Here is an 18,331-nt window from a genome sequence, read left to right on the forward strand (position 1 = left end):
TTACTCCTGTAGTGCGGAAGGGGTTGCCGGGCTGAGCTGCTCCGCGTCGGGTCTTACCTCACGCTTGCTGGCCAGCTCCCGGGCGATGGAATCCACCAGCCTGCTGTTGAGCTTGTAGATGGAAAGCAGCGCCACCATGCAGAGGAACAGCGCGCACGGAATAAGGGTGAACAGCGCGTTGATGGTGGAAAGCACGTGCGGCGCCTGGGCTGCCTGGCCAGGGGCGTAATCCACCATGCCGAGCACCCAGCCGACCACCGCCCCGCCCAGCGCAAGGCCAAACTTGATGGCGAACAGCGCGGTAGAGAAGACCAGCCCGTCCAGACGGCGGCCGCTACGATGCTCTTCGTAGTCGACCACATCAGAGAACATGGTCCACTGGAGCGGCGTGGTGAGGTTTTGAATAAAGCTAAAGACGATGTTAAGGCCAAAGATTAGCCACACCTGCGAAGGCGGCAGGAAGAAAATCAGCGCGCCGAAAATGACGAAGGACATTATCGTCCACTGATAAGCGCGCACGCGGTCAAATTTCCCCAGCAGGCGTTCAGATAATAACGCGCCGCTTAACGAGGCCACCATGCCAGAAACAATAAAGGCAAAAACCAGCTCAGGGCGCAACAGTACATAGTTGACGTAATACATGGTGGCAGAGCCGCGCGTCACCACCGCCGTTAACAGCAAAATATTAAACACAAACACAATGCGCCACTGACTGTTACCGGCCAGCAGTTTTAAATCGGTGAGCATGGAGCCGGAGGTATCATTGCGCGGGGAATAACGCTCACGGGTCATCAGGAAACAGCAAAAGAACAGCACAATTCCCAGCAGCCCCATCAGGCTCATGGCAAAGAAATAGCCTTTCTGCACGTTGCCCTGGCCCAACAATGAGACCAGCGGCAGAGCGATAACCGTTACGATCAACCCGCCAATAAATGACAGGCCAAAGCGCCACGACTGTAGGGAGTGACGCTCGCGCGGATCCAGCGTCAGCGCGCCCGGCATGGCGCAGTAAGGCACGTTAATGGCGGAGTAAATCAGACTTAAAATCGCGTAGGTCGCGCAGGCATAAACAATTTTTGCCGTCGGCCCGACGTCCGGTACGTAGAAGGTAATAAGGCAGCTTACGCCAAAGGGAATAGCAAACCACAGCAGCCAGGGCCGGAAACGGCCGTGACGCGTCTGCGTGCGGTCAACCAGCGCGCCAATACACGGGTCGACAAACGCATCAACCACGCGCACCACTAAAAACATGGTACCCATGATCGCGGCAGGCAAACCAAAAACGTCGGTATAGAAATAAGCAAGAAATAATGTGGCCGTTTGCCAGACCAGCGCGCTGGCCATATCACCTAAGCCATAACCTATTTTATCTTTGGTACGCAATACAGAGGAAAGTGTCATTGTTATTTGCCTTTTTATCAGGTTAAAACGTATTTCAACCAGTTGCGCATCATCTGAAGGGAAATGCGCAGTAAGGCTCAAGTATTAGCAACGCGTTGCGCACTAACAATTGTCTTAATTAACAGACAAATTATGATATTTGGTTTTTTAGATTATTTGTGATGGGGAGCAAATTAGAGGTGAAATAAAAAAGGCGAGGAATAAAATCCTCGCCTTTTTGCGATCGTGTTGCCGTTACTTGTTCAGTTCCGCCAGGCTCAGCCAGGTTTGCACTACCGTGTCCGGGTTCAGGGAGAGGCTGTCAATCCCCTCTTCCATCAGCCAGGCGGCAAAGTCTTCATGGTCGGATGGACCCTGACCGCAAATCCCGACGTATTTACCCTGCTTCTTCGCCGCGCGGATGGACATGGAAAGCAGCGCTTTCACCGCCTCGTTACGCTCGTCGAACAGCTCGGAAACCACGCCGGAGTCGCGGTCCAGGCCCAGCGTCAGCTGAGTCATGTCGTTCGAGCCGATAGAGAAGCCGTCGAAGTGCTCCAGGAACTGCTCGGCCAGCAGGGCGTTGGACGGGATCTCACACATCATGATGATCTTCAGCCCGTTTTCGCCGCGCTTCAGGCCCTGACGCGCCAGCTCGTCCACCACCGCTTTCGCCTGATCCACGGTACGCACGAACGGGATCATGATTTCAACGTTGGTCAGCCCCATGTCGTTGCGCACGCGTTTCACCGCCTCGCACTCCAGCGCGAAGCAGTCGCGGAAGCTATCGGACACGTAGCGTCCGGCCCCGCGGAAGCCCAGCATCGGGTTCTCTTCTTCCGGCTCGTAGCGCTCGCCGCCCACAAGGTTAGCGTATTCGTTAGACTTAAAGTCAGACAGACGCACAATCACGCGTTTCGGGTAGAACGCTGCGCCCAGCGTGGCGATCCCTTCGGTCAGACGGCCGACGTAAAACTCTTTCGGCGAGTCGTAACCTTTCATCATCTCGCGGATTTCGTTCTGCAGCTTCGCGTCCTGGTCGTCAAACTCCAGCAGCGCGCGCGGGTGAACGCCGATCATGCGGTTAATGATGAATTCCAGACGCGCCAGACCCACGCCTTCGTTCGGCAGGCAGGCGAAGTCAAACGCGCGGTCCGGGTTACCGACGTTCATCATGATCTTCAGCGGCAGATCCGGCATGGTATCCACGCTGGAGCTCTTCACGCTGAAGTCAAGGATATCGGCGTAGACGTAGCCGGTGTCGCCTTCGGCACAGGAGACGGTCACGTTCTGCCCGTCCTTCATGCGCTCGGTGGCGTCACCGCAGCCGACAACCGCCGGGATCCCCAGTTCGCGGGCAATGATCGCCGCGTGGCAGGTACGGCCGCCGCGGTTGGTGACGATGGCCGACGCTTTCTTCATGATCGGTTCCCAGTCCGGGTCGGTCATGTCGGTCACCAGCACGTCGCCTGGCTCAATACGGTTCATCTCGCTGATGTCGTGGATCACTTTGACCGGACCGGCACCGATGCGGTGACCGATGGCGCGGCCTTCCGCCACGATTTTACCCTGCGCGTGCAGCGTATAACGCTCCATCACCTGGCCGCGAGAGCGAACGGTTTCCGGGCGCGCCTGAACGATAAACAGCTTGCCGGTGTTCCCGTCTTTCGCCCATTCGATATCCATCGGACGGCCATAGTGTTTCTCAATCTGCACCGCCTGCTTCGCCAGCTCCTGCACTTCGGCGTCGGTCAGGGAGAAGCGGTCGCGCTGCTCCTGCGGCACATCTTCAATCTTAACCTGCTTGCCATGCTCCTGGGTTGGGGCATAAATCATGCGGATTTTTTTCGAGCCCATGGTGCGGCGCACCACCGCCGGACGGCCCGCGGCAAGCGTAGGCTTGTGTACGTAGAATTCGTCAGGGTTCACCGCGCCCTGCACGACCATCTCACCCAGGCCCCACGCGGAGGTGATGAACACCACCTGGTCGAAGCCGGATTCGGTATCAATGGAGAACATCACGCCGGAGGAACCCACGTCCGAGCGCACCATACGCTGCACGCCCGCGGAGAGCGCCACGCCGCGATGGTCATAGCCCTGGTGCACGCGATAGGAGATGGCGCGGTCGTTGAACAGGGAAGCAAATACGTGCTTCACCGCCACCAGCACCGCATCGTAGCCCTGAACGTTCAGGAAGGTTTCCTGCTGTCCGGCAAACGACGCGTCCGGCATGTCTTCTGCGGTCGCGGAAGAACGTACGGCAAAGGAGGCCTGCGCGTCGTCAGCGGAGAGCTGGTTGTACGCGTCATGGATAGCTTTTTCCAGTTCCGGCTGGAAAGGTGTGTCGATGATCCACTGGCGGATCTGCGCCCCGGCTTTGGCAAGCTCGGTGACGTCATCAATATCCGTTTTATCCAGCAGGTCGTAAATGCGCTGGTTTACACCGCTCTGGTCTAAAAACAGGTTAAACGCGTCGGCGGTCGTGGCAAACCCGTTTGGTACGGAGACACCCATACCGGACAGATTTGTAATCATTTCACCCAGGGAGGCATTTTTGCCCCCAACTCTGTCTACATCATTCATGCCGAGTTGGTTATACCAAAGCACCAGCGGTGACGAGCCATTGTTGGACATCGAAACAATCCTTTTGTGATATTTGATCGGAGTAAGTAACACCTGACTACGTATTTATACTGGCATAATTATTTGCGCTAAAAAAACGGTGAATCGTGTAAGCAATTTAAATTTTCAACTTTTCGGATAGTTTCCCACCAGCCAATAAGCTGATGATTCCTCTATATTCAGCCAGAAACCACAAAAATAAAGTCGCTATTTGAAAAATGAAATCCGCTTTTCAGGAAAATCAAAAACATCATTTCATTTTAAATTCAGATAACTTCTTTGCTGTGCAATTAACTTTTTTAATTTATGCTTTCAGACAATTAGGTATGATATTCAGGGTGGGTAAAATGGATAATGCTGTCGATCGTCACGTTTTTTATATTTCTGATGGTACGGCGATCACCGCCGAGGTGCTGGGCCACGCGGTGATGTCGCAATTCCCCGTTTCGATTAACAGCATCACGCTGCCGTTTGTGGAAAATGAGAGCCGTGCCAAAGCGGTGAAAGACCAGATTGACGCCATCTTCCAGCAGACCGGCGTGCGCCCGCTGGTGTTCTACTCCATCGTTATTCCTGAGATTCGCCACATCATTCTGCAAAGTGAAGGCTTTTGCCAGGATATCGTGCAGGCGCTGGTGGCCCCGCTCCAGAGCGAGCTTAAGCTAGACCCGACGCCTATCGCGCACCGCACCCACGGGCTGAACCCCGGCAACCTGACCAAATATGACGCGCGTATTGCCGCCATCGACTACACCCTGGCGCACGACGATGGGATCTCGCTGCGCAACCTCGACCAGGCGCAGGTGATTTTGCTCGGCGTGTCGCGCTGCGGCAAAACGCCGACCAGCCTCTATCTGGCGATGCAGTTCGGCATCCGCGCCGCAAACTACCCCTTTATTGCCGACGATATGGATAACCTGGTGCTGCCCGCTGCGCTCAAGCCGCTGCAGCACAAGCTGTTCGGCCTGACGATTAACCCGGAACGTCTCGCGGCGATCCGCGAAGAGCGCCGCGAGAACAGCCGCTACGCCTCGATGCGTCAGTGCCGCATGGAGGTTTCCGAAGTGGAAGCGCTGTACCGCAAAAACCAGATCCCGTGGCTGAACAGCACGAACTATTCGGTAGAAGAGATCGCCACCAAAATTCTCGACATCATGGGGCTTAATCGCCGCATGTACTAATAAGCTAGTACATTGGCTCGGATTCATGTATCATCCTTTTCAACAGCGGGGCGGTGTCGCCCCGAACTTGAAATCAGCAGGGATTGGTTTAATGTGATGCCCATCACTTCCCGGTAGTCTGCCGATGAAGCAAAAATTTTCTGAGACAAGTCATGAATAAAACCGATGAACTCCGCACGGCGCGCATAGACAGCCTGGTCACCCCGGCTGAACTGGCCGAGCGGCACCCCGTTTCCGCCGCGGTCGCGGAACATGTGACGGCCTCCCGCCGCCGCATTGAAAAAATCCTCAATGGTGAAGACAAGCGTCTTCTGGTGGTGATTGGGCCCTGCTCCATCCACGATCTGGATGCCGCGATGGATTATGCAAAACGACTTCAGGGGCTGCGGGAAAAATACCAGCATCGCCTGGAGATTGTGATGCGCACCTACTTTGAAAAACCGCGTACCGTGGTGGGCTGGAAGGGGCTGATTTCCGACCCTGACCTTAACGGCAGCTATCGCGTAAACCACGGCATCGAGCTGGCGCGCAAGCTGCTGTTGCAGGTCAACGAGCTGGGCGTGCCGACGGCCACCGAGTTTCTCGACATGGTGACCGGGCAGTTTATCGCCGATCTGATCAGCTGGGGCGCGATTGGCGCGCGCACTACCGAAAGCCAAATCCACCGCGAGATGGCCTCAGCCCTCTCCTGTCCGGTCGGCTTCAAAAACGGGACCGACGGCAACACCCGGATTGCGGTCGATGCGATCCGCGCCTCGCGTGCCAGCCATATGTTCCTGTCGCCGGACAAGAACGGCCATATGACCATCTACCAGACCAGCGGTAACCCGTATGGGCATATCATTATGCGTGGCGGGAAGAAGCCTAATTACCATGCACAAGACATCGCTGCCGCCTGTGAAACGCTGGCCGAATTCGACCTGCCGGAACATCTGGTGGTAGATTTCAGCCACGGCAACTGCCAGAAGCAGCATCGCCGCCAGCTTGACGTCTGCGATGAGGTCTGTCAGCAGATCCGCAGCGGCTCGACCGCCGTTGCCGGGATCATGGCCGAAAGCTTTATCAAAGAAGGCACGCAGAAAATCGTTGCCGGACAGCAGATGGTATACGGCCAGTCGATCACCGACCCGTGCCTGAGCTGGGAAGACAGCGAGCTGCTGCTGGAGAAGCTGGCAGCTGCGGTTGATTCTCGCTTCTGATGTTATTGTCGGGTGGCGCTGCGCTTACCCGACCTACGGTTCTCGCCCTTCTTCCTCTCCCCGTGGGAGAGGGTTGGGGTGAGGGCATCAGGCCGCATCGCTTCCCCCTGAATTTGATCCCGTCACACAATTTTCACAAAAACGCTTGCCGTGAATTTGCAGTTTATTGATAATGATTATCATTGTTACATTGATTGTTATTTATAAACATTATGTCACCGACCGATAACAGCGCGGCAACGCCAGTAAAAACACACACAGCGCCATCCCCTGCTTCCACCGATCGTCGCATCGACAGCAAAACGCTGCTGGGTGATGAGGGCCGGGTGATTATCGAGCATGACGGCCAGCAGTATCTGCTGCGCCAGACGAATGCCGGAAAACTGATCCTCACAAAATAAACCAAAACTTTCGCCAGCCACCCAGGTGATCCCCAGGCAGCCAGCGCTTTCGATACTTTATGGAGAGTTGCTATGCTACACCTGCATACCGCACGTTTACGCCCGTCCCTTCTGGCGCTGGCGATTGTCAGCACCCTGCCGGGCGCCGCGTTTGCTGCCGCAGATGAAATAACCGTCACCGCCACAGGCAACGCCCGTAGCGCCTTCGAAGCCCCGATGATGGTGAGCGTGGTTGACGCCACCGCCCCGGAAAAACAGACCGCCAGCTCTGCCGCCGACCTGCTGCGCAACGTGCCCGGTCTGACGCTGGACGGCACCGGCCGCACCAACGGTCAGGACGTTAACCTGCGCGGCTACGACCGCCGCGGCGTTCTGGTGCTGGTCGACGGCGTGCGCCAGGGTACCGACACCGGGCACCTCAACAGCACGTTCCTCGATCCGGCGCTGATTAAACGTATTGAAGTGGTGCGCGGTCCGTCTGCGCTGCTCTACGGCAGCGGCGCGCTGGGTGGCGTCATCTCCTATGACACCGTTGACGCCAAAGATCTGCTGGAACCGGGCAAAAACAGCGGTTATCGCGTGTTTGGTACCGGCGCAACGGGGGACCACAGCCTCGGCCTGGGGGCCAGCGCCTATGGCCGTACCGATACCCTGGACGGCCTGGTATCGTGGTCCAGCCGCGACCGCGGCGATATCCGCCAGAGCGACGGTGCGACGGCGCCGAACGACGAATCCATCAATAACATGCTGGCGAAAGGCAGCTGGAAAATCGACCAGGCCCAGACCCTGAGCGGCGCCCTGCGCTACTACAACAACGCCGCGCAGGAGCCGAAAAACCCGCAAACCTCTGATGCCAATAGCAGCAACCCGATGACCGACCGCTCCACCATCCAGCGCGATGCGCAGGTTGGCTACCACATTGCGCCGGAAGGATACGACTGGCTGAACGCCGATGCGAAGGTTTACTGGTCCGAAGCGCGCATTAATGCCCAGAACATCGACAGCACCGGCGAGTTCCGCAAGCAGACCACCAAAGGCGGCAAGGTGGAAAACCGTACCCGCCTGTTCAGCGACTCTTTTGCCTCTCACCTGCTGACCTACGGCGGAGAATATTATCGTCAGGAGCAGCGTCCGGGCGGGGCCACGACCGGCTTCCCGGAGGCGAAAATCGACTTCAGCTCCGGCTGGCTGCAGGATGAAATCACCCTGCGCGATCTGCCGATCACCTTGCTGGGCGGCACGCGGTATGACAACTACCGCGGCAGCAGCAATGGCTACGATGACGTCAACGCCGATAAATGGTCCTCCCGCGCCGGGTTGACCGTCAGCCCGACCGACTGGCTGATGCTGTTCGGATCTTACGCGCAGGCCTTCCGCGCGCCGACCATGGGTGAGATGTATAATGACGCCAAACACTTCTCCATTGGCCGCTTCTACACCAACTACTGGGTGCCGAACCCGAACCTGCGCCCGGAAACCAACGAAACGCAGGAGTTTGGTTTTGGCCTGCGCTTTGACGATCTGCTGCTTACCAACGACGCGCTGGAGTTTAAGGCCAGCTATTTCGATACCAAAGCCAAAGACTATATCTCCACAACCGTCGATTTTGCCGCCGCGACCACCATGTCGTACAACGTTCCGAACGCCAAAATCTGGGGCTGGGACATGATGGCAAAATACTCGGCCGATCTGTTTAGCCTCGACGTGGCCTATAACCGCACCCGCGGGAAAGATACCGATACCGGGGAATACATCTCCAGCATCAACCCGGATACCGTCACCAGCAAGCTGGACGTTCCGGTGGCGCAAAGCGGTTTCTCCGTGGGCTGGATCGGCACCTTTGCCGATCGCTCAACCCACGTCAGCAGCAGCTACAGCAAGCAGCCGGGCTATGCGGTTAACGATTTCTACGTCAGCTATAAGGGCCAGGAGCAGCTCAAGGGCGTCACCACCACGCTGGTGCTCGGCAACGCCTTCGATAAGGAGTACTGGTCTCCGCAGGGTATTCCGCAGGACGGTCGTAACGGCAAGATTTTCGTAAGCTATCAGTGGTAATTCCCTTCGGGGCCACTCTTCAGAAGGATAAGACAATGCATCACTACGCACGCTGGCTTGAGCTAAAAGAAGAAAATCCGGGTAAGTATGCGCGAGACATCGCAGGGTTAATGAACATCAGCGAAGCGGAGCTGACCTTTTCCCGCGTGGGCCATGACGCCTGGCGATTACGCGGCGAAATCCGCGATATTCTGGGCGCGCTGGAAGCCGTGGGTGAAACCAAGTGCATCTGCCGCAACGAGTATGCCGTTCACGAGCAGGTGGGCAGCTTCACCAACCAACACCTGAACGGCCACGCCGGGCTGGTGCTGAACCCGCGCGCGCTGGATCTGCGCCTGTTCCTCAACCAGTGGGCGAGCGCGTTTCACCTCAGCGAAACCACCGCCCGCGGCGAGCGACAGAGCATTCAGTTCTTCGATCGTCAGGGCGATGCGGTGCTGAAGGTCTACACCACGGACAATACCGACCTCGCCGCCTGGGGAGACGTGCTGACCCGCTTTATCTTTGCCGATAACCCGCCGCTTGAGCTGAGCGCTGGGGATGTCCCGGCTCACGCCGAAAACGCGGATGCCGCGCTCGTGGACAAAGAGTGGCGCGCCATGACCGACGTGCATCAGTTCTTCAGCCTGCTCAAGCGCCACAATCTCAGCCGTCAGCAGGCGTTTCGCCTGGTGGGCGACGACCTGGCCTGTAAGGTGGAGAACAGCGCGCTGGCACAGCTGCTGGAAGCGGCACGCCGGGACGGCAACGAAATCATGGTCTTCGTCGGCAACCGCGGCTGCGTGCAGATCTTCACCGGCGCGGTGGAAAAAGTCGTGCCGATGAAAGGCTGGCTGAACGTCTTTAACCCTGCCTTTACCCTGCATCTGCTGGAGGAGACGATCGCAGAGAGCTGGGTGACGCGCAAGCCCACGGCTGACGGTCACGTCACGAGCCTGGAGCTGTTTGCCGCCGACGGCACGCAAATCGCCCAGCTTTACGGCCAGCGTACCGAAGGTGAGCCGGAGCAGAGCCAGTGGCGCAGCCAGATTGACGCCCTGACGCCAAAAGGGCTGGCCGCATGAAAACATGGTTAGCCCTGCTGAGCGCCCTGCCTCTGGTGGCGTTTGCCGCTGCGCAGGAGAAAATTGTCGCCCTTGGCGGCGACGTGACGGAGATTGTCTACGCGCTTGGCGCGCAGTCTTCGCTGGTCGCGCGCGACAGCACCAGCCAGTGGCCGCAGGCGGCAAATGATCTGCCTGACGTGGGATATTTACGCCAGCTTAACGCCGAAGGCATTTTGTCCATGCGCCCCACGCTGGTGCTGGCCAGCGACCAGGCGCAGCCGTCTCTGGCGTTGAAGCAGGTTGAACAAAGTCACGTCAGGGTAGTAACCGTTCCCGGCCGCAACGACCTGAGCGTCATTGACGAAAAGGTTCGGGTGATTGCCAACGCTACGCACCGTGAAGCCGAGGGGGAAGCCCTGCGCCACACGCTGCGTCAGGCGCTGGCGGCCCTGCCCTCCGCTCCCCTCAACAAGCGGGTGCTGTTTATCCTCAACCACGGGGGAATGACCGCAATGGCCGCCGGGCAGCAGACCGGCGCAGACGCTGCCATCCGTGCCGCCGGGCTGCAGAACGCGATGCAGGGATTCACCCGCTATCAGCCGCTGTCTCAGGAAGGGGTCATTGCCAGCCAGCCCGATCTGGTGGTGATTTCGCAGGACGGCGTGAACGCGCTGGGCGGCGAAGAAAACCTGTGGAAGCTGCCCGGTCTGGCGCAAACCCCGGCGGGACGGAACAGGCAGGTGCTGGCGATTGATGATATGGCGCTGCTGGGCTTCAGCGTGCGAACGCCGGATGCCATCCAGCAGCTGCGCGCCAAAGCGGAGCAACTGCCCTGATGTCCCGGCGGATCGCCTTGTCGTTGTGGATGCTGGCCGCGATCCTGAGCATCATGACGCTCACCGCGACCGGGTTTGGGGCGCTGCACCTGCCGGTCAGCCTGCTGTGGAGCGGCAGCGATGAGGCCATGCGTCAGATCTGGCTTACCATTCGCCTGCCCCGCGTACTGCTGGCGCTGGTGATTGGCGGAGCGCTGGCGCTGGCCGGCTGTGTGATGCAGGGGCTTTTCCGCAACCCGCTGGCAGACCCGGGTCTGCTGGGGATCAGCAGCGGCGCGGCGCTGGCGGTGGCGCTGTGGGTGGTCATTCCCGCCGCGTTACCTGCCCTGCTGATGCTGTATGCCCCGATGCTCGCGGCGTTCCTCGGCGCGCTGGCCGCAACCGTTATTATCTTCCTGCTCAGCCAGCAGCGTCACGGCTCCCTGTCCCGCCTGCTGCTGGTGGGGATCGCCATCAACGCCCTGTGCGGCGCGGCCGTCGGGGTGCTCTCATGGCTCAGCAACGATGCCCAGCTTCGCCAGCTTTCCCTCTGGGGAATGGGCAGCCTCGGGCAGGCGCAGTGGTCCACCCTGCTGGCGGTAACGTCGCTGATGGTGCCCGCGGTGCTGATTATCTGGCGGCTGGCCGCCCCGCTCAATCTGCTGCAGCTGGGCGATGAAGAGGCGCACTATCTCGGGGTGGATGTCGCGATGGTACAGCGGATCCTGCTGCTGTGCAGCGCCCTGCTGGTTGCCGCGGCGGTAGCCGTCAGCGGCGTGATCGGCTTTATTGGCCTTGTGGTGCCGCACCTGATGCGCATGTGGCTGGGGGCCGACCACCGGGCCGTCGTACCCGGCTCGGTGCTGGCCGGTGCGCTGCTGCTGCTGGTTGCCGACACGCTGGCGCGCACCCTGGTCTCTCCGGCGGAGATGCCCGTCGGGTTATTGACCAGCCTTCTCGGCGCGCCGTGGTTCCTGTGGCTTATCTTTCGTCGCGGAGGTACGCATGGCTGAACGCTATTGTGCAGAGAAGATTTTCTTTCACGCCGGGCAGCGGACGCTGATCGACGATGTGTCGCTTACCCTCTCTCAGGGTGAGCTGGTCGCCCTGATTGGCCCCAACGGTGCCGGGAAATCGACGTTATTGCGGCTGCTTACCGGCTATCTCAAGCCCGCAAGCGGACGCTGCACTCTGGCCGGAACGCCGCTTGCGGACTGGCTGCCGGATACCCTCGCGCGCTACCGGGCGGTGATGCGCCAGAATACTCAGCCCGGATTCGACTGGCCGGTGGACGCGGTGGTCGGTATGGGACGCGCACCCTGGACTCGCTCCCCTGAAGCTTCGGTAGTTGAGGAAGTGATGGAGATAACGGGCTGTCTACCGCTGGCGGGCAGACGCTATTCAACGCTCTCCGGCGGCGAGCAGCAGCGGATCCAGCTCGCCCGCGCGCTGGCCCAGCTCTGGTGCGACGGAGCCCCGCGCGGCTGGCTGTTTCTTGATGAGCCCACCTCCGCGCTGGATCTCTACCACCAGCAGCATCTGCTGCGCCTGATGAAATCCCTGACCCGTCGGGGTCATCTCCACGTGTGCGTGGTGCTGCACGATCTCAATCTGGCGGCGCTGTGGGCGGATCGCATTCTGCTGTTGCACAACGGCAGGCTGGTCTCCAGTGGTACACCGGAGGACGTGCTGCAGGCCGGGACGCTGGCGCGCTGGTACGGCGCGCAGGTGCGTGTCGGCAGCCATCCGGATCACCCCGTACCGCAGGTATTTCTCGCCCCGTGAGCGGGCTGGTAAAAATCCTTCAGCGTTTCCAGCAGGGCATGCGCCGCTTTAGAGAGCTGCGTGTGCCCAGGATGGATTGCTCCGATGCACTTTTCAATGGGCGGATTATCCAGCGGTATACAGACCGCGCCCAGCGCAGTCATCTGCGCTTCGCAGAGCGCCGGTACGGCACTGCCGCCCAGCCCGCTGGCGACCATCCGACCTACCGTCACCAGTTGATGACTCTCCAGCGCCACGTCCAGCTTTCTGCCGCTTCGGGCCAGCTCCTCCTCCATCATCAGACGTACCGCCGACGGGCGCTGCAGGGTAATAAAATCCAGCGTCAGTAGCTCTTCCCAGGCCAGCCGCTTTTTGCCCGCCAGCGCGGAGTCCTTCGGCACAATGGCGACAAACCTGTCGAGCCCCAGCGGCGTAAACAGCAGGTTGTGCGTGGGGGCCGGCTCAAAGGCGATCCCCATCTCAACCCGCCCTTCCCGCACCATCTCAATCACCTGCTCGTTAATGACGTCATGCACGGTGACGTTGATCCCGGCGTGGCGATCGCGAAACGCCTTGAGCACCTCCGGTAAAACGTTGGCGGCAAATGACGGCATCGCCGCGACCGAGATTTTGCCGCGCTGCAGGGTAAAGCACTGGTGCATCGCCTCCTCCACATTATCCCAGTCGGCAAGGAGTTGCCGCGCCATCGGCAGAAACGTCTCTCCTTCCTGCGTAAGGGCAACCTTGCGCGTGCTCCGCTGCAGCAGCGGGCCGCCGAGCGCGTCTTCCAGACTTTTAATCGTCAGGCTCAGGGCCGGCTGGGAGAGATTTAAGCGTTCGCTGGCGTGCGCGAAATTGAGAGTGTGAGCTACCGCTAAAAACGCGCGTAACTGTTTGACACTCATTCTCATTTTTCACCCTGTTAACTAATTGAAAGCAATTAGTTAACAGGAAATTAATAAGAAAACCAAATGAGTGGCTCACAAATTCAAAATTAACAAATGAGTCGCCGCCCCTAATGATACCGGCACGGTTAATGGGAGGGATGACTATGGCAGGACTGGATAAGCGCGTCGGCAGCTATGCGCAGGCGCTGGAGGGGCTGACGGACGGAATGACCTTACTGGCGGGCGGCTTCGGCCTGTGCGGCATTCCGGAGAACCTGATTGCGGAGGTCCGGCGCCGTCAGGTGAGAGATTTGACCGTGGTGTCAAACAACTGCGGCGTGGATGGATTCGGCCTGGGGATACTGCTCGAAACGCGGCAGGTTCGCAAAGTGGTGGCCTCTTACGTCGGCGAGAACGCGCTGTTTGAGCAGCAGGTGCTGAGCGGCGAGCTGGAAATTGAGCTTACGCCGCAGGGCACGCTGGCGGAAAAGGTGCGCGCGGGCGGGGCCGGTATTCCGGCGTTTTATACGGCCACCGGCTACGGCACGCCCGTGGCGACCGGCAAGGACGTGCGCCAGTTCGCGGGGAAGCACTACATCCTCGAGGAGGCGATCGTCGGCGATTTCGCGCTGATCAAGGGCTGGAAAGCGGACTGGTACGGCAACGTCATCTATCGCCATACCGCGCAAAACTTTAATCCGCTGATGGCAACGGCGGGCCGGATCACGGTGGTGGAGGTGGAAGAGATTGTTCCGCCGGGTGAACTGCCCCCGTCGGCCATTCACACCCCGGGAATTTACGTCGACAGGCTGATTGTCGGCCAGTTTGAAAAACGCATTGAGCAGCGCACCCTGCGCGCGCAAGGAGTGTGACGATGTTAACCCGTGAACAGATGGCCATGCGCGTCGCCCGCGAGCTGCGCGACGGTTATTACGTCAACCTGGGGATCGGCATCCCTACCCTGGTGGCGAACTACATTCCGGACGGGATGGACGTGATGCTGCAGTCGGAAAACGGCCTGCTGGGGATGGGGGCTTTTCCCGACGAGCAGACCCTTGATCCTGACATGATCAACGCCGGTAAACAGACCGTGACCGCGCGGACCGGCGCGGCCATTTTCGACTCGGCCCAGTCGTTTGCCATGATCCGCGGCGGCCACGTGGACCTGACCGTGCTGGGCGCATTTGAAGTGGACGTGGAGGGCAACATCGCCTCGTGGATGATCCCCGGAAAGATGGTGAAGGGCATGGGCGGCGCGATGGATCTCGTTGCCGGGGCGCAGAACATCATTGTGGTGATGACCCACGCCTCAAAGAGCGGTGAGTCGAAGCTGCTGCCGCGCTGCACGCTGCCGCTCACGGGCGCGGGCTGTATCCGTCGGGTCCTGACCGATCTCGCGCTGCTGGAAATTCAGGACGGCGCGTTCATCCTGCGGGAATACGCCCCGGGCGTCAGTATTGACGAGATCGTGCGTAAAACGGCAGGGAAAATCATTGTGGCGGACGACGTGCGCGAGATGCGCTTCACCTGAGGGGTCAGCATGAAAAAGGTCATGATTGTCGGGGCAACGCGAACCCCCATTGGCAGTTTTCGCGGATCGCTCTCGTCCCTTTCTGCGGTTGAGCTTGGGGCCGTCACGGTACGGCACCTGCTGGAGAACAGTGGTCTCAGCGCCGAACAGGTAGACGAACTGATTTTCGGCCAGGTTCTGACGGCCGGATGCGGGCAAAACCCCGCCCGCCAGACGGCCATCGACGCCGGGTTGCCCGTCAGCACGCCGGCGACCACCGTCAACCTGGTGTGCGGCGCGGGCTTAAAAGCGGTCCAGCTCGCCGCCCAGGCGATCCGCTGCGGCGACGCGGAGGTGGTTATCGCCGGCGGTCAGGAGAGCATGAGCAACGCCCCGTATCTGCTGGACGGCGCACGTGCCGGGCTGCGTTTCGGGCATGCGGGTCTCAAGGACAGCATGATTACCGACGGCCTGTGGGACGCATTCAACGATTACCACATGGGGATCACCGCTGAAAACGTCGCCCGCGAGTATGACATTTCCCGCGAGCAGCAGGACGCCTTCGCCGCCCGCTCGCAGCAAAAAGCGGCGTCCGCCATTGAGTCCGGCCGGCTTGACGCCGAGATAGCGCCGGTGACGGTGAAACAGGGTAAAAAGCCGCCGCTGGTTATTGATCGTGACGAACAGCCCCGACCAGGCACTACCGCAGAGCAGCTTGCGCAGTTGCGTCCCGCCTTTTTGCACGAGGAAGGCACCGTCACGGCGGGGAATGCCTCCACGCTCAACGACGGTGCCGCCGCGGTGCTGCTGATGAGCGAGGAAAAGGCGCGGGAGAGCGGATTGCCTGTCCTTGGCCGCATCGTGAGTTACGCCGTGACGGGCGTTGACCCGTCAGTAATGGGCATGGGCCCGGTCAGCGCCTGCCGGACGGCGCTGGCGCGGGCGGGCTGGACACTCGACGAGGTGGACCTCATTGAAGCCAATGAAGCCTTTGCCGCCCAGGCGCTGGCGGTGGGCCAGCAGCTCGGCTGGGATGAGCACAAGGTCAACGTTAACGGCGGTGCCATCGCCCTGGGCCATCCGATTGGTGCTTCCGGCTGCCGAATCCTCGTGACCCTGCTGTACGAAATGCAGCGCCGTGACGTCAAAAAAGGGCTCGTCACCCTGTGCGTAGGCGGCGGACAAGGCATTGCCCTGACCGTCGAGCGTTAAACCTCTCGTTGGTACCCGAATAATAAGTAAAGTGAGGAGTCATAATGAGTGTGTTAATAGCCCTGGCGGCGCTGGCACTGCTGATGCTGGCGGCCTACCGCGGATACAGCGTTATTTTGTTTGCGCCGATCGCGGCGCTCGGTGCCGTGCTGCTGACCGATCCGGGTGCCGTCGGCCCGACGTTTACCGGCCTGTTTATGGAAAAGATGGTGGGCTTCGTCAAGCTCTACTTCCCGGTGTTCCTGCTGGGTGCAGTGTTTGGCAAGCTGATTGAGCTTTCCGGCTTCTCACGCTCCATCGTCGCCGCCGCAATCCAGATCCTCGGGCGTCGACACGCTATCCCGGTGATTGTCCTGGTGTGCGCGCTGTTAACCTACGGCGGCGTTTCGCTGTTCGTGGTGGCGTTTGCGGTGTACCCGTTTGCCGCCGAGCTGTTTCGCCAGAGCGGTATCCCTAAACGGCTGATCCCGGCCACCGTGGCGCTGGGGGCATTCTCGTTTACCATGGACGCCCTGCCCGGCACGCCGCAGATCCAGAATATCATCCCCACCAGCTTCTTCGGCACGAACGCCTGGGCGGCCCCGTGGCTGGGGCTTATCGGCTCTCTGTTTATTATCGTCTTTGGCCTGCTCTGGCTGGAGCGCCAGCGCCGGAAGGCGCTCAGCAACAACGAGGGTTACGGCACGGATCTGAAAAATGAACCCGAGACGCCGGATAACATTAATCTCCCGCATCCGCTGATTGCTATCTCCCCGCTGCTGGTGGTGGGCATACTGAACCTGCTGTTTACCCGCTGGATCCCCGGCTGGTACGGCGTGAGTCACGAGCTTACCCTGCCCGGCCTGGCGAAACCGATTGTGACCGAGGTGGGCAAGATCACCGCCATCTGGGCCGTGGAGGCGGCGCTGATCGCCGGTATCGTGCTGGTGCTGATTTTTGGCTTTCGCAATATCCGGGGGCGTCTGGCTGAAGGCAGCCGAACGGCGGTGAGCGGAGCCATTCTGGCGGCGATGAATACCGCCTCGGAATACGGTTTCGGCGCGGTTATCGCGGCGCTGCCTGGGTTCCTGGTGTTATCCAAAGCGCTGGCGGCCATTCCGAATCCGCTGCTGAATGAGGCCATCAGCGTGACCGTGCTCGCGGGGATCACCGGTTCGGCGTCCGGCGGTATGAGTATTGCCCTTGCCGCCATGTCCGACTCGTTTGTCGCCGCCGCCCATGCGGCCAATATCCCGCTTGAGGTGCTGCACCGCGTGGCCTCGATGGCGAGCGGCGGGATGGATACCCTTCCCCATAACGGGGCGGTGATTACTCTGCTGGCTATCACCGGCCTGAGCCATCGCCAGGCCTACGGCGGCATTTTCGCTATCACCATCATTAAAAGTCTGGCAGTACTTTTTGTCATTGCCGTGTTCTATCTGACCGGCATTGTGTAAGGAGAGAAAAATGAATCTGAACGGTAAAACCGCCCTGGTCACCGGCTCAACCAGCGGCATTGGTCTGGGGATCGCCTGCGTGCTGGCGAAGGCGGGCGCGCAGCTGATCCTCAACGGCTTCGGCGACAGCGCATCGGCACGGGAAGAGATTGCGCAACTGGGCAAAAAGCCGGGCTATCACGATGCGGATCTGCGGGACGTATTGCAGATTGAGGCCATGATGCGCTACGCCGAATCGCAGTTTGGCGGCGTGGACATTCTTGTGAACAACGCCGGGATCCAGCACGTGGCTCCGGTTGACGCCTTCCCGGTAGAGAAATGGAACGACATTATCGCCATTAATCTTTCCGCGGTGTTTCACACCAGCCGGCTGGCGCTGCCGACCATGCGGGATAAAAACTGGGGGCGCGTCATCAATATCGCCTCCGTTCACGGGCTGGTCGCGTCGAAAGAGAAATCGGCCTACGTTGCGGCCAAGCACGGCGTGGTGGGCTTTACCAAATCCCTGGCGCTGGAAACCGCCCGCACGGGTATTACCGCCAATACGATTTGCCCCGGCTGGGTACTGACCCCGCTGGTGCAGCAGCAAATCGACAAACGTATCGCGGACGGCGTACCGCCGGAGCAGGCTCGCGAACAGCTTCTGGCGGAGAAACAGCCTTCAGGGGAGTTTGTTACCCCGGAACAGCTGGGCGAGCTGGCGCTGTTTTTGTGCAGCGACGGCGCCGTGAACGTTCGCGGCGCTGCGTGGAATATGGATGGCGGCTGGGTTGCTCAGTGATGAACAGGCCGGGTAAGGCAACGTCGCCGCCCGGCTAAAATC

Annotated in this window: 16 protein-coding genes; 13 read left to right on the top strand and 3 right to left on the bottom strand. The window is 59.9% G+C overall.

Annotation, left to right across the window (positions count from 1 at the left end; genetic code table 11):
• Positions 1–1,401 (bottom strand): MFS transporter, encoded by a 1,401-nt coding sequence (locus IM265_RS00085; protein ID WP_163332439.1) that lies wholly within the window; start codon positions 1,399–1,401, stop codon positions 1–3.
• Between the two features lie 234 nt (positions 1,402–1,635).
• Complete coding sequence (ppsA, locus tag IM265_RS00090) at positions 1,636–4,014, bottom strand: phosphoenolpyruvate synthase (RefSeq protein ID WP_028012836.1); 2,379 nt, start codon at positions 4,012–4,014, stop codon at positions 1,636–1,638.
• 335 nt (positions 4,015–4,349) lie between these two features.
• On the opposite strand from ppsA, the gene IM265_RS00095 reads away from it, so the two are divergent.
• The 8 genes from IM265_RS00095 (at position 4,350) to IM265_RS00130 (ending at position 12,484) form a co-directional block, all read left to right on the top strand.
• The gene (locus tag IM265_RS00095) at positions 4,350–5,183 is read left to right on the top strand and encodes a pyruvate, water dikinase regulatory protein (protein WP_028012835.1); all 834 of its coding nucleotides are present in this window, start codon (positions 4,350–4,352) and stop codon (positions 5,181–5,183) included.
• A 152-nt stretch (positions 5,184–5,335) separates the two neighbouring features.
• Positions 5,336–6,382 (top strand): 3-deoxy-7-phosphoheptulonate synthase AroH, encoded by a 1,047-nt coding sequence (gene aroH, locus IM265_RS00100; RefSeq protein WP_028012834.1) that lies wholly within the window; start codon positions 5,336–5,338, stop codon positions 6,380–6,382.
• 212 nt (positions 6,383–6,594) lie between these two features.
• On the top strand, positions 6,595–6,783 hold the full coding sequence (gene hemP, locus IM265_RS00105; protein WP_193031202.1) for a hemin uptake protein HemP: 189 nt from the start codon (positions 6,595–6,597) through the stop codon (positions 6,781–6,783).
• 72 nt (positions 6,784–6,855) lie between these two features.
• Positions 6,856–8,838 carry a TonB-dependent hemoglobin/transferrin/lactoferrin family receptor gene (locus IM265_RS00110; RefSeq protein WP_193031200.1) on the top strand — a complete coding sequence of 661 codons (1,983 nt, stop codon included), beginning with the start codon at positions 6,856–6,858 and terminating at the stop codon, positions 8,836–8,838.
• A gap of 35 nt (positions 8,839–8,873) precedes the next feature.
• Positions 8,874–9,902 carry a hematinate-forming heme oxygenase ChuS gene (gene chuS / locus IM265_RS00115; protein WP_045630149.1) on the top strand — a complete coding sequence of 343 codons (1,029 nt, stop codon included), beginning with the start codon at positions 8,874–8,876 and terminating at the stop codon, positions 9,900–9,902.
• Complete coding sequence (locus tag IM265_RS00120; protein WP_028012830.1) at positions 9,899–10,720, top strand: hemin ABC transporter substrate-binding protein; 822 nt, start codon at positions 9,899–9,901, stop codon at positions 10,718–10,720. The genes chuS and IM265_RS00120 overlap by 4 nt, the downstream gene beginning before the upstream one ends.
• Positions 10,720–11,712 carry an iron ABC transporter permease gene (locus tag IM265_RS00125; protein ID WP_045261574.1) on the top strand — a complete coding sequence of 331 codons (993 nt, stop codon included), beginning with the start codon at positions 10,720–10,722 and terminating at the stop codon, positions 11,710–11,712. Before IM265_RS00120 ends, IM265_RS00125 begins: the two co-directional genes overlap by 1 nt.
• The gene (locus IM265_RS00130) at positions 11,705–12,484 is read left to right on the top strand and encodes a heme ABC transporter ATP-binding protein (RefSeq protein WP_193031198.1); all 780 of its coding nucleotides are present in this window, start codon (positions 11,705–11,707) and stop codon (positions 12,482–12,484) included. Before IM265_RS00125 ends, IM265_RS00130 begins: the two co-directional genes overlap by 8 nt.
• On the opposite strand, the gene IM265_RS00135 is transcribed toward IM265_RS00130, so the two are convergent.
• Complete coding sequence (locus IM265_RS00135) at positions 12,451–13,374, bottom strand: LysR family transcriptional regulator (RefSeq protein WP_032644866.1); 924 nt, start codon at positions 13,372–13,374, stop codon at positions 12,451–12,453. The two genes, IM265_RS00130 and IM265_RS00135, sit on opposite strands and share 34 nt — an antisense overlap.
• A 140-nt stretch (positions 13,375–13,514) precedes the next feature.
• On the opposite strand from IM265_RS00135, the gene IM265_RS00140 reads away from it, so the two are divergent.
• The 5 genes from IM265_RS00140 to IM265_RS00160 are packed head-to-tail and all read left to right on the top strand — an operon-like array spanning position 13,515 to position 18,289.
• Positions 13,515–14,222, top strand: coding sequence for a CoA transferase subunit A (locus IM265_RS00140; protein WP_049000745.1), 708 nt, complete (start codon positions 13,515–13,517; stop codon positions 14,220–14,222).
• A gap of 2 nt (positions 14,223–14,224) precedes the next feature.
• The gene (locus IM265_RS00145; protein WP_041910432.1) at positions 14,225–14,881 is read left to right on the top strand and encodes a CoA transferase subunit B; all 657 of its coding nucleotides are present in this window, start codon (positions 14,225–14,227) and stop codon (positions 14,879–14,881) included.
• 9 nt (positions 14,882–14,890) lie between these two features.
• Positions 14,891–16,072 (top strand): acetyl-CoA C-acetyltransferase, encoded by a 1,182-nt coding sequence (locus tag IM265_RS00150; RefSeq protein ID WP_193031196.1) that lies wholly within the window; start codon positions 14,891–14,893, stop codon positions 16,070–16,072.
• 41 nt (positions 16,073–16,113) lie between these two features.
• Positions 16,114–17,508 carry a GntP family permease gene (locus IM265_RS00155; RefSeq protein ID WP_202815537.1) on the top strand — a complete coding sequence of 465 codons (1,395 nt, stop codon included), beginning with the start codon at positions 16,114–16,116 and terminating at the stop codon, positions 17,506–17,508.
• Between the two features lie 10 nt (positions 17,509–17,518).
• Positions 17,519–18,289, top strand: coding sequence for a 3-hydroxybutyrate dehydrogenase (locus IM265_RS00160; protein WP_193031194.1), 771 nt, complete (start codon positions 17,519–17,521; stop codon positions 18,287–18,289).
• Positions 18,290–18,331: the final 42 nt, after the last annotated feature.

It is taken from the genome of Enterobacter cloacae complex sp. P17RS (assembly GCF_014895885.1).
Taxonomy (GTDB): Bacteria; Pseudomonadota; Gammaproteobacteria; order Enterobacterales; family Enterobacteriaceae; genus Enterobacter; species Enterobacter bugandensis.

Bases quoted from the DNA above. Each gene is read 5' to 3' on its own strand.
- IM265_RS00085 (WP_163332439.1), bottom strand. From the start codon at position 1,401: ATGACACTTTCCTCTGTATTGCGTACCAAAGATAAAATAGGTTATGGC.
- ppsA (WP_028012836.1), bottom strand. From the start codon at position 4,014: ATGTCCAACAATGGCTCGTCACCGCTGGTGCTTTGGTATAACCAACTC.
- IM265_RS00095 (WP_028012835.1), top strand. From the start codon at position 4,350: ATGGATAATGCTGTCGATCGTCACGTTTTTTATATTTCTGATGGTACG.
- aroH (WP_028012834.1), top strand. From the start codon at position 5,336: ATGAATAAAACCGATGAACTCCGCACGGCGCGCATAGACAGCCTGGTC.
- hemP (WP_193031202.1), top strand. From the start codon at position 6,595: ATGTCACCGACCGATAACAGCGCGGCAACGCCAGTAAAAACACACACA.
- IM265_RS00110 (WP_193031200.1), top strand. From the start codon at position 6,856: ATGCTACACCTGCATACCGCACGTTTACGCCCGTCCCTTCTGGCGCTG.
- chuS (WP_045630149.1), top strand. From the start codon at position 8,874: ATGCATCACTACGCACGCTGGCTTGAGCTAAAAGAAGAAAATCCGGGT.
- IM265_RS00120 (WP_028012830.1), top strand. From the start codon at position 9,899: ATGAAAACATGGTTAGCCCTGCTGAGCGCCCTGCCTCTGGTGGCGTTT.
- IM265_RS00125 (WP_045261574.1), top strand. From the start codon at position 10,720: ATGTCCCGGCGGATCGCCTTGTCGTTGTGGATGCTGGCCGCGATCCTG.
- IM265_RS00130 (WP_193031198.1), top strand. From the start codon at position 11,705: ATGGCTGAACGCTATTGTGCAGAGAAGATTTTCTTTCACGCCGGGCAG.
- IM265_RS00135 (WP_032644866.1), bottom strand. From the start codon at position 13,374: ATGAGAATGAGTGTCAAACAGTTACGCGCGTTTTTAGCGGTAGCTCAC.
- IM265_RS00140 (WP_049000745.1), top strand. From the start codon at position 13,515: ATGGCAGGACTGGATAAGCGCGTCGGCAGCTATGCGCAGGCGCTGGAG.
- IM265_RS00145 (WP_041910432.1), top strand. From the start codon at position 14,225: ATGTTAACCCGTGAACAGATGGCCATGCGCGTCGCCCGCGAGCTGCGC.
- IM265_RS00150 (WP_193031196.1), top strand. From the start codon at position 14,891: ATGAAAAAGGTCATGATTGTCGGGGCAACGCGAACCCCCATTGGCAGT.
- IM265_RS00160 (WP_193031194.1), top strand. From the start codon at position 17,519: ATGAATCTGAACGGTAAAACCGCCCTGGTCACCGGCTCAACCAGCGGC.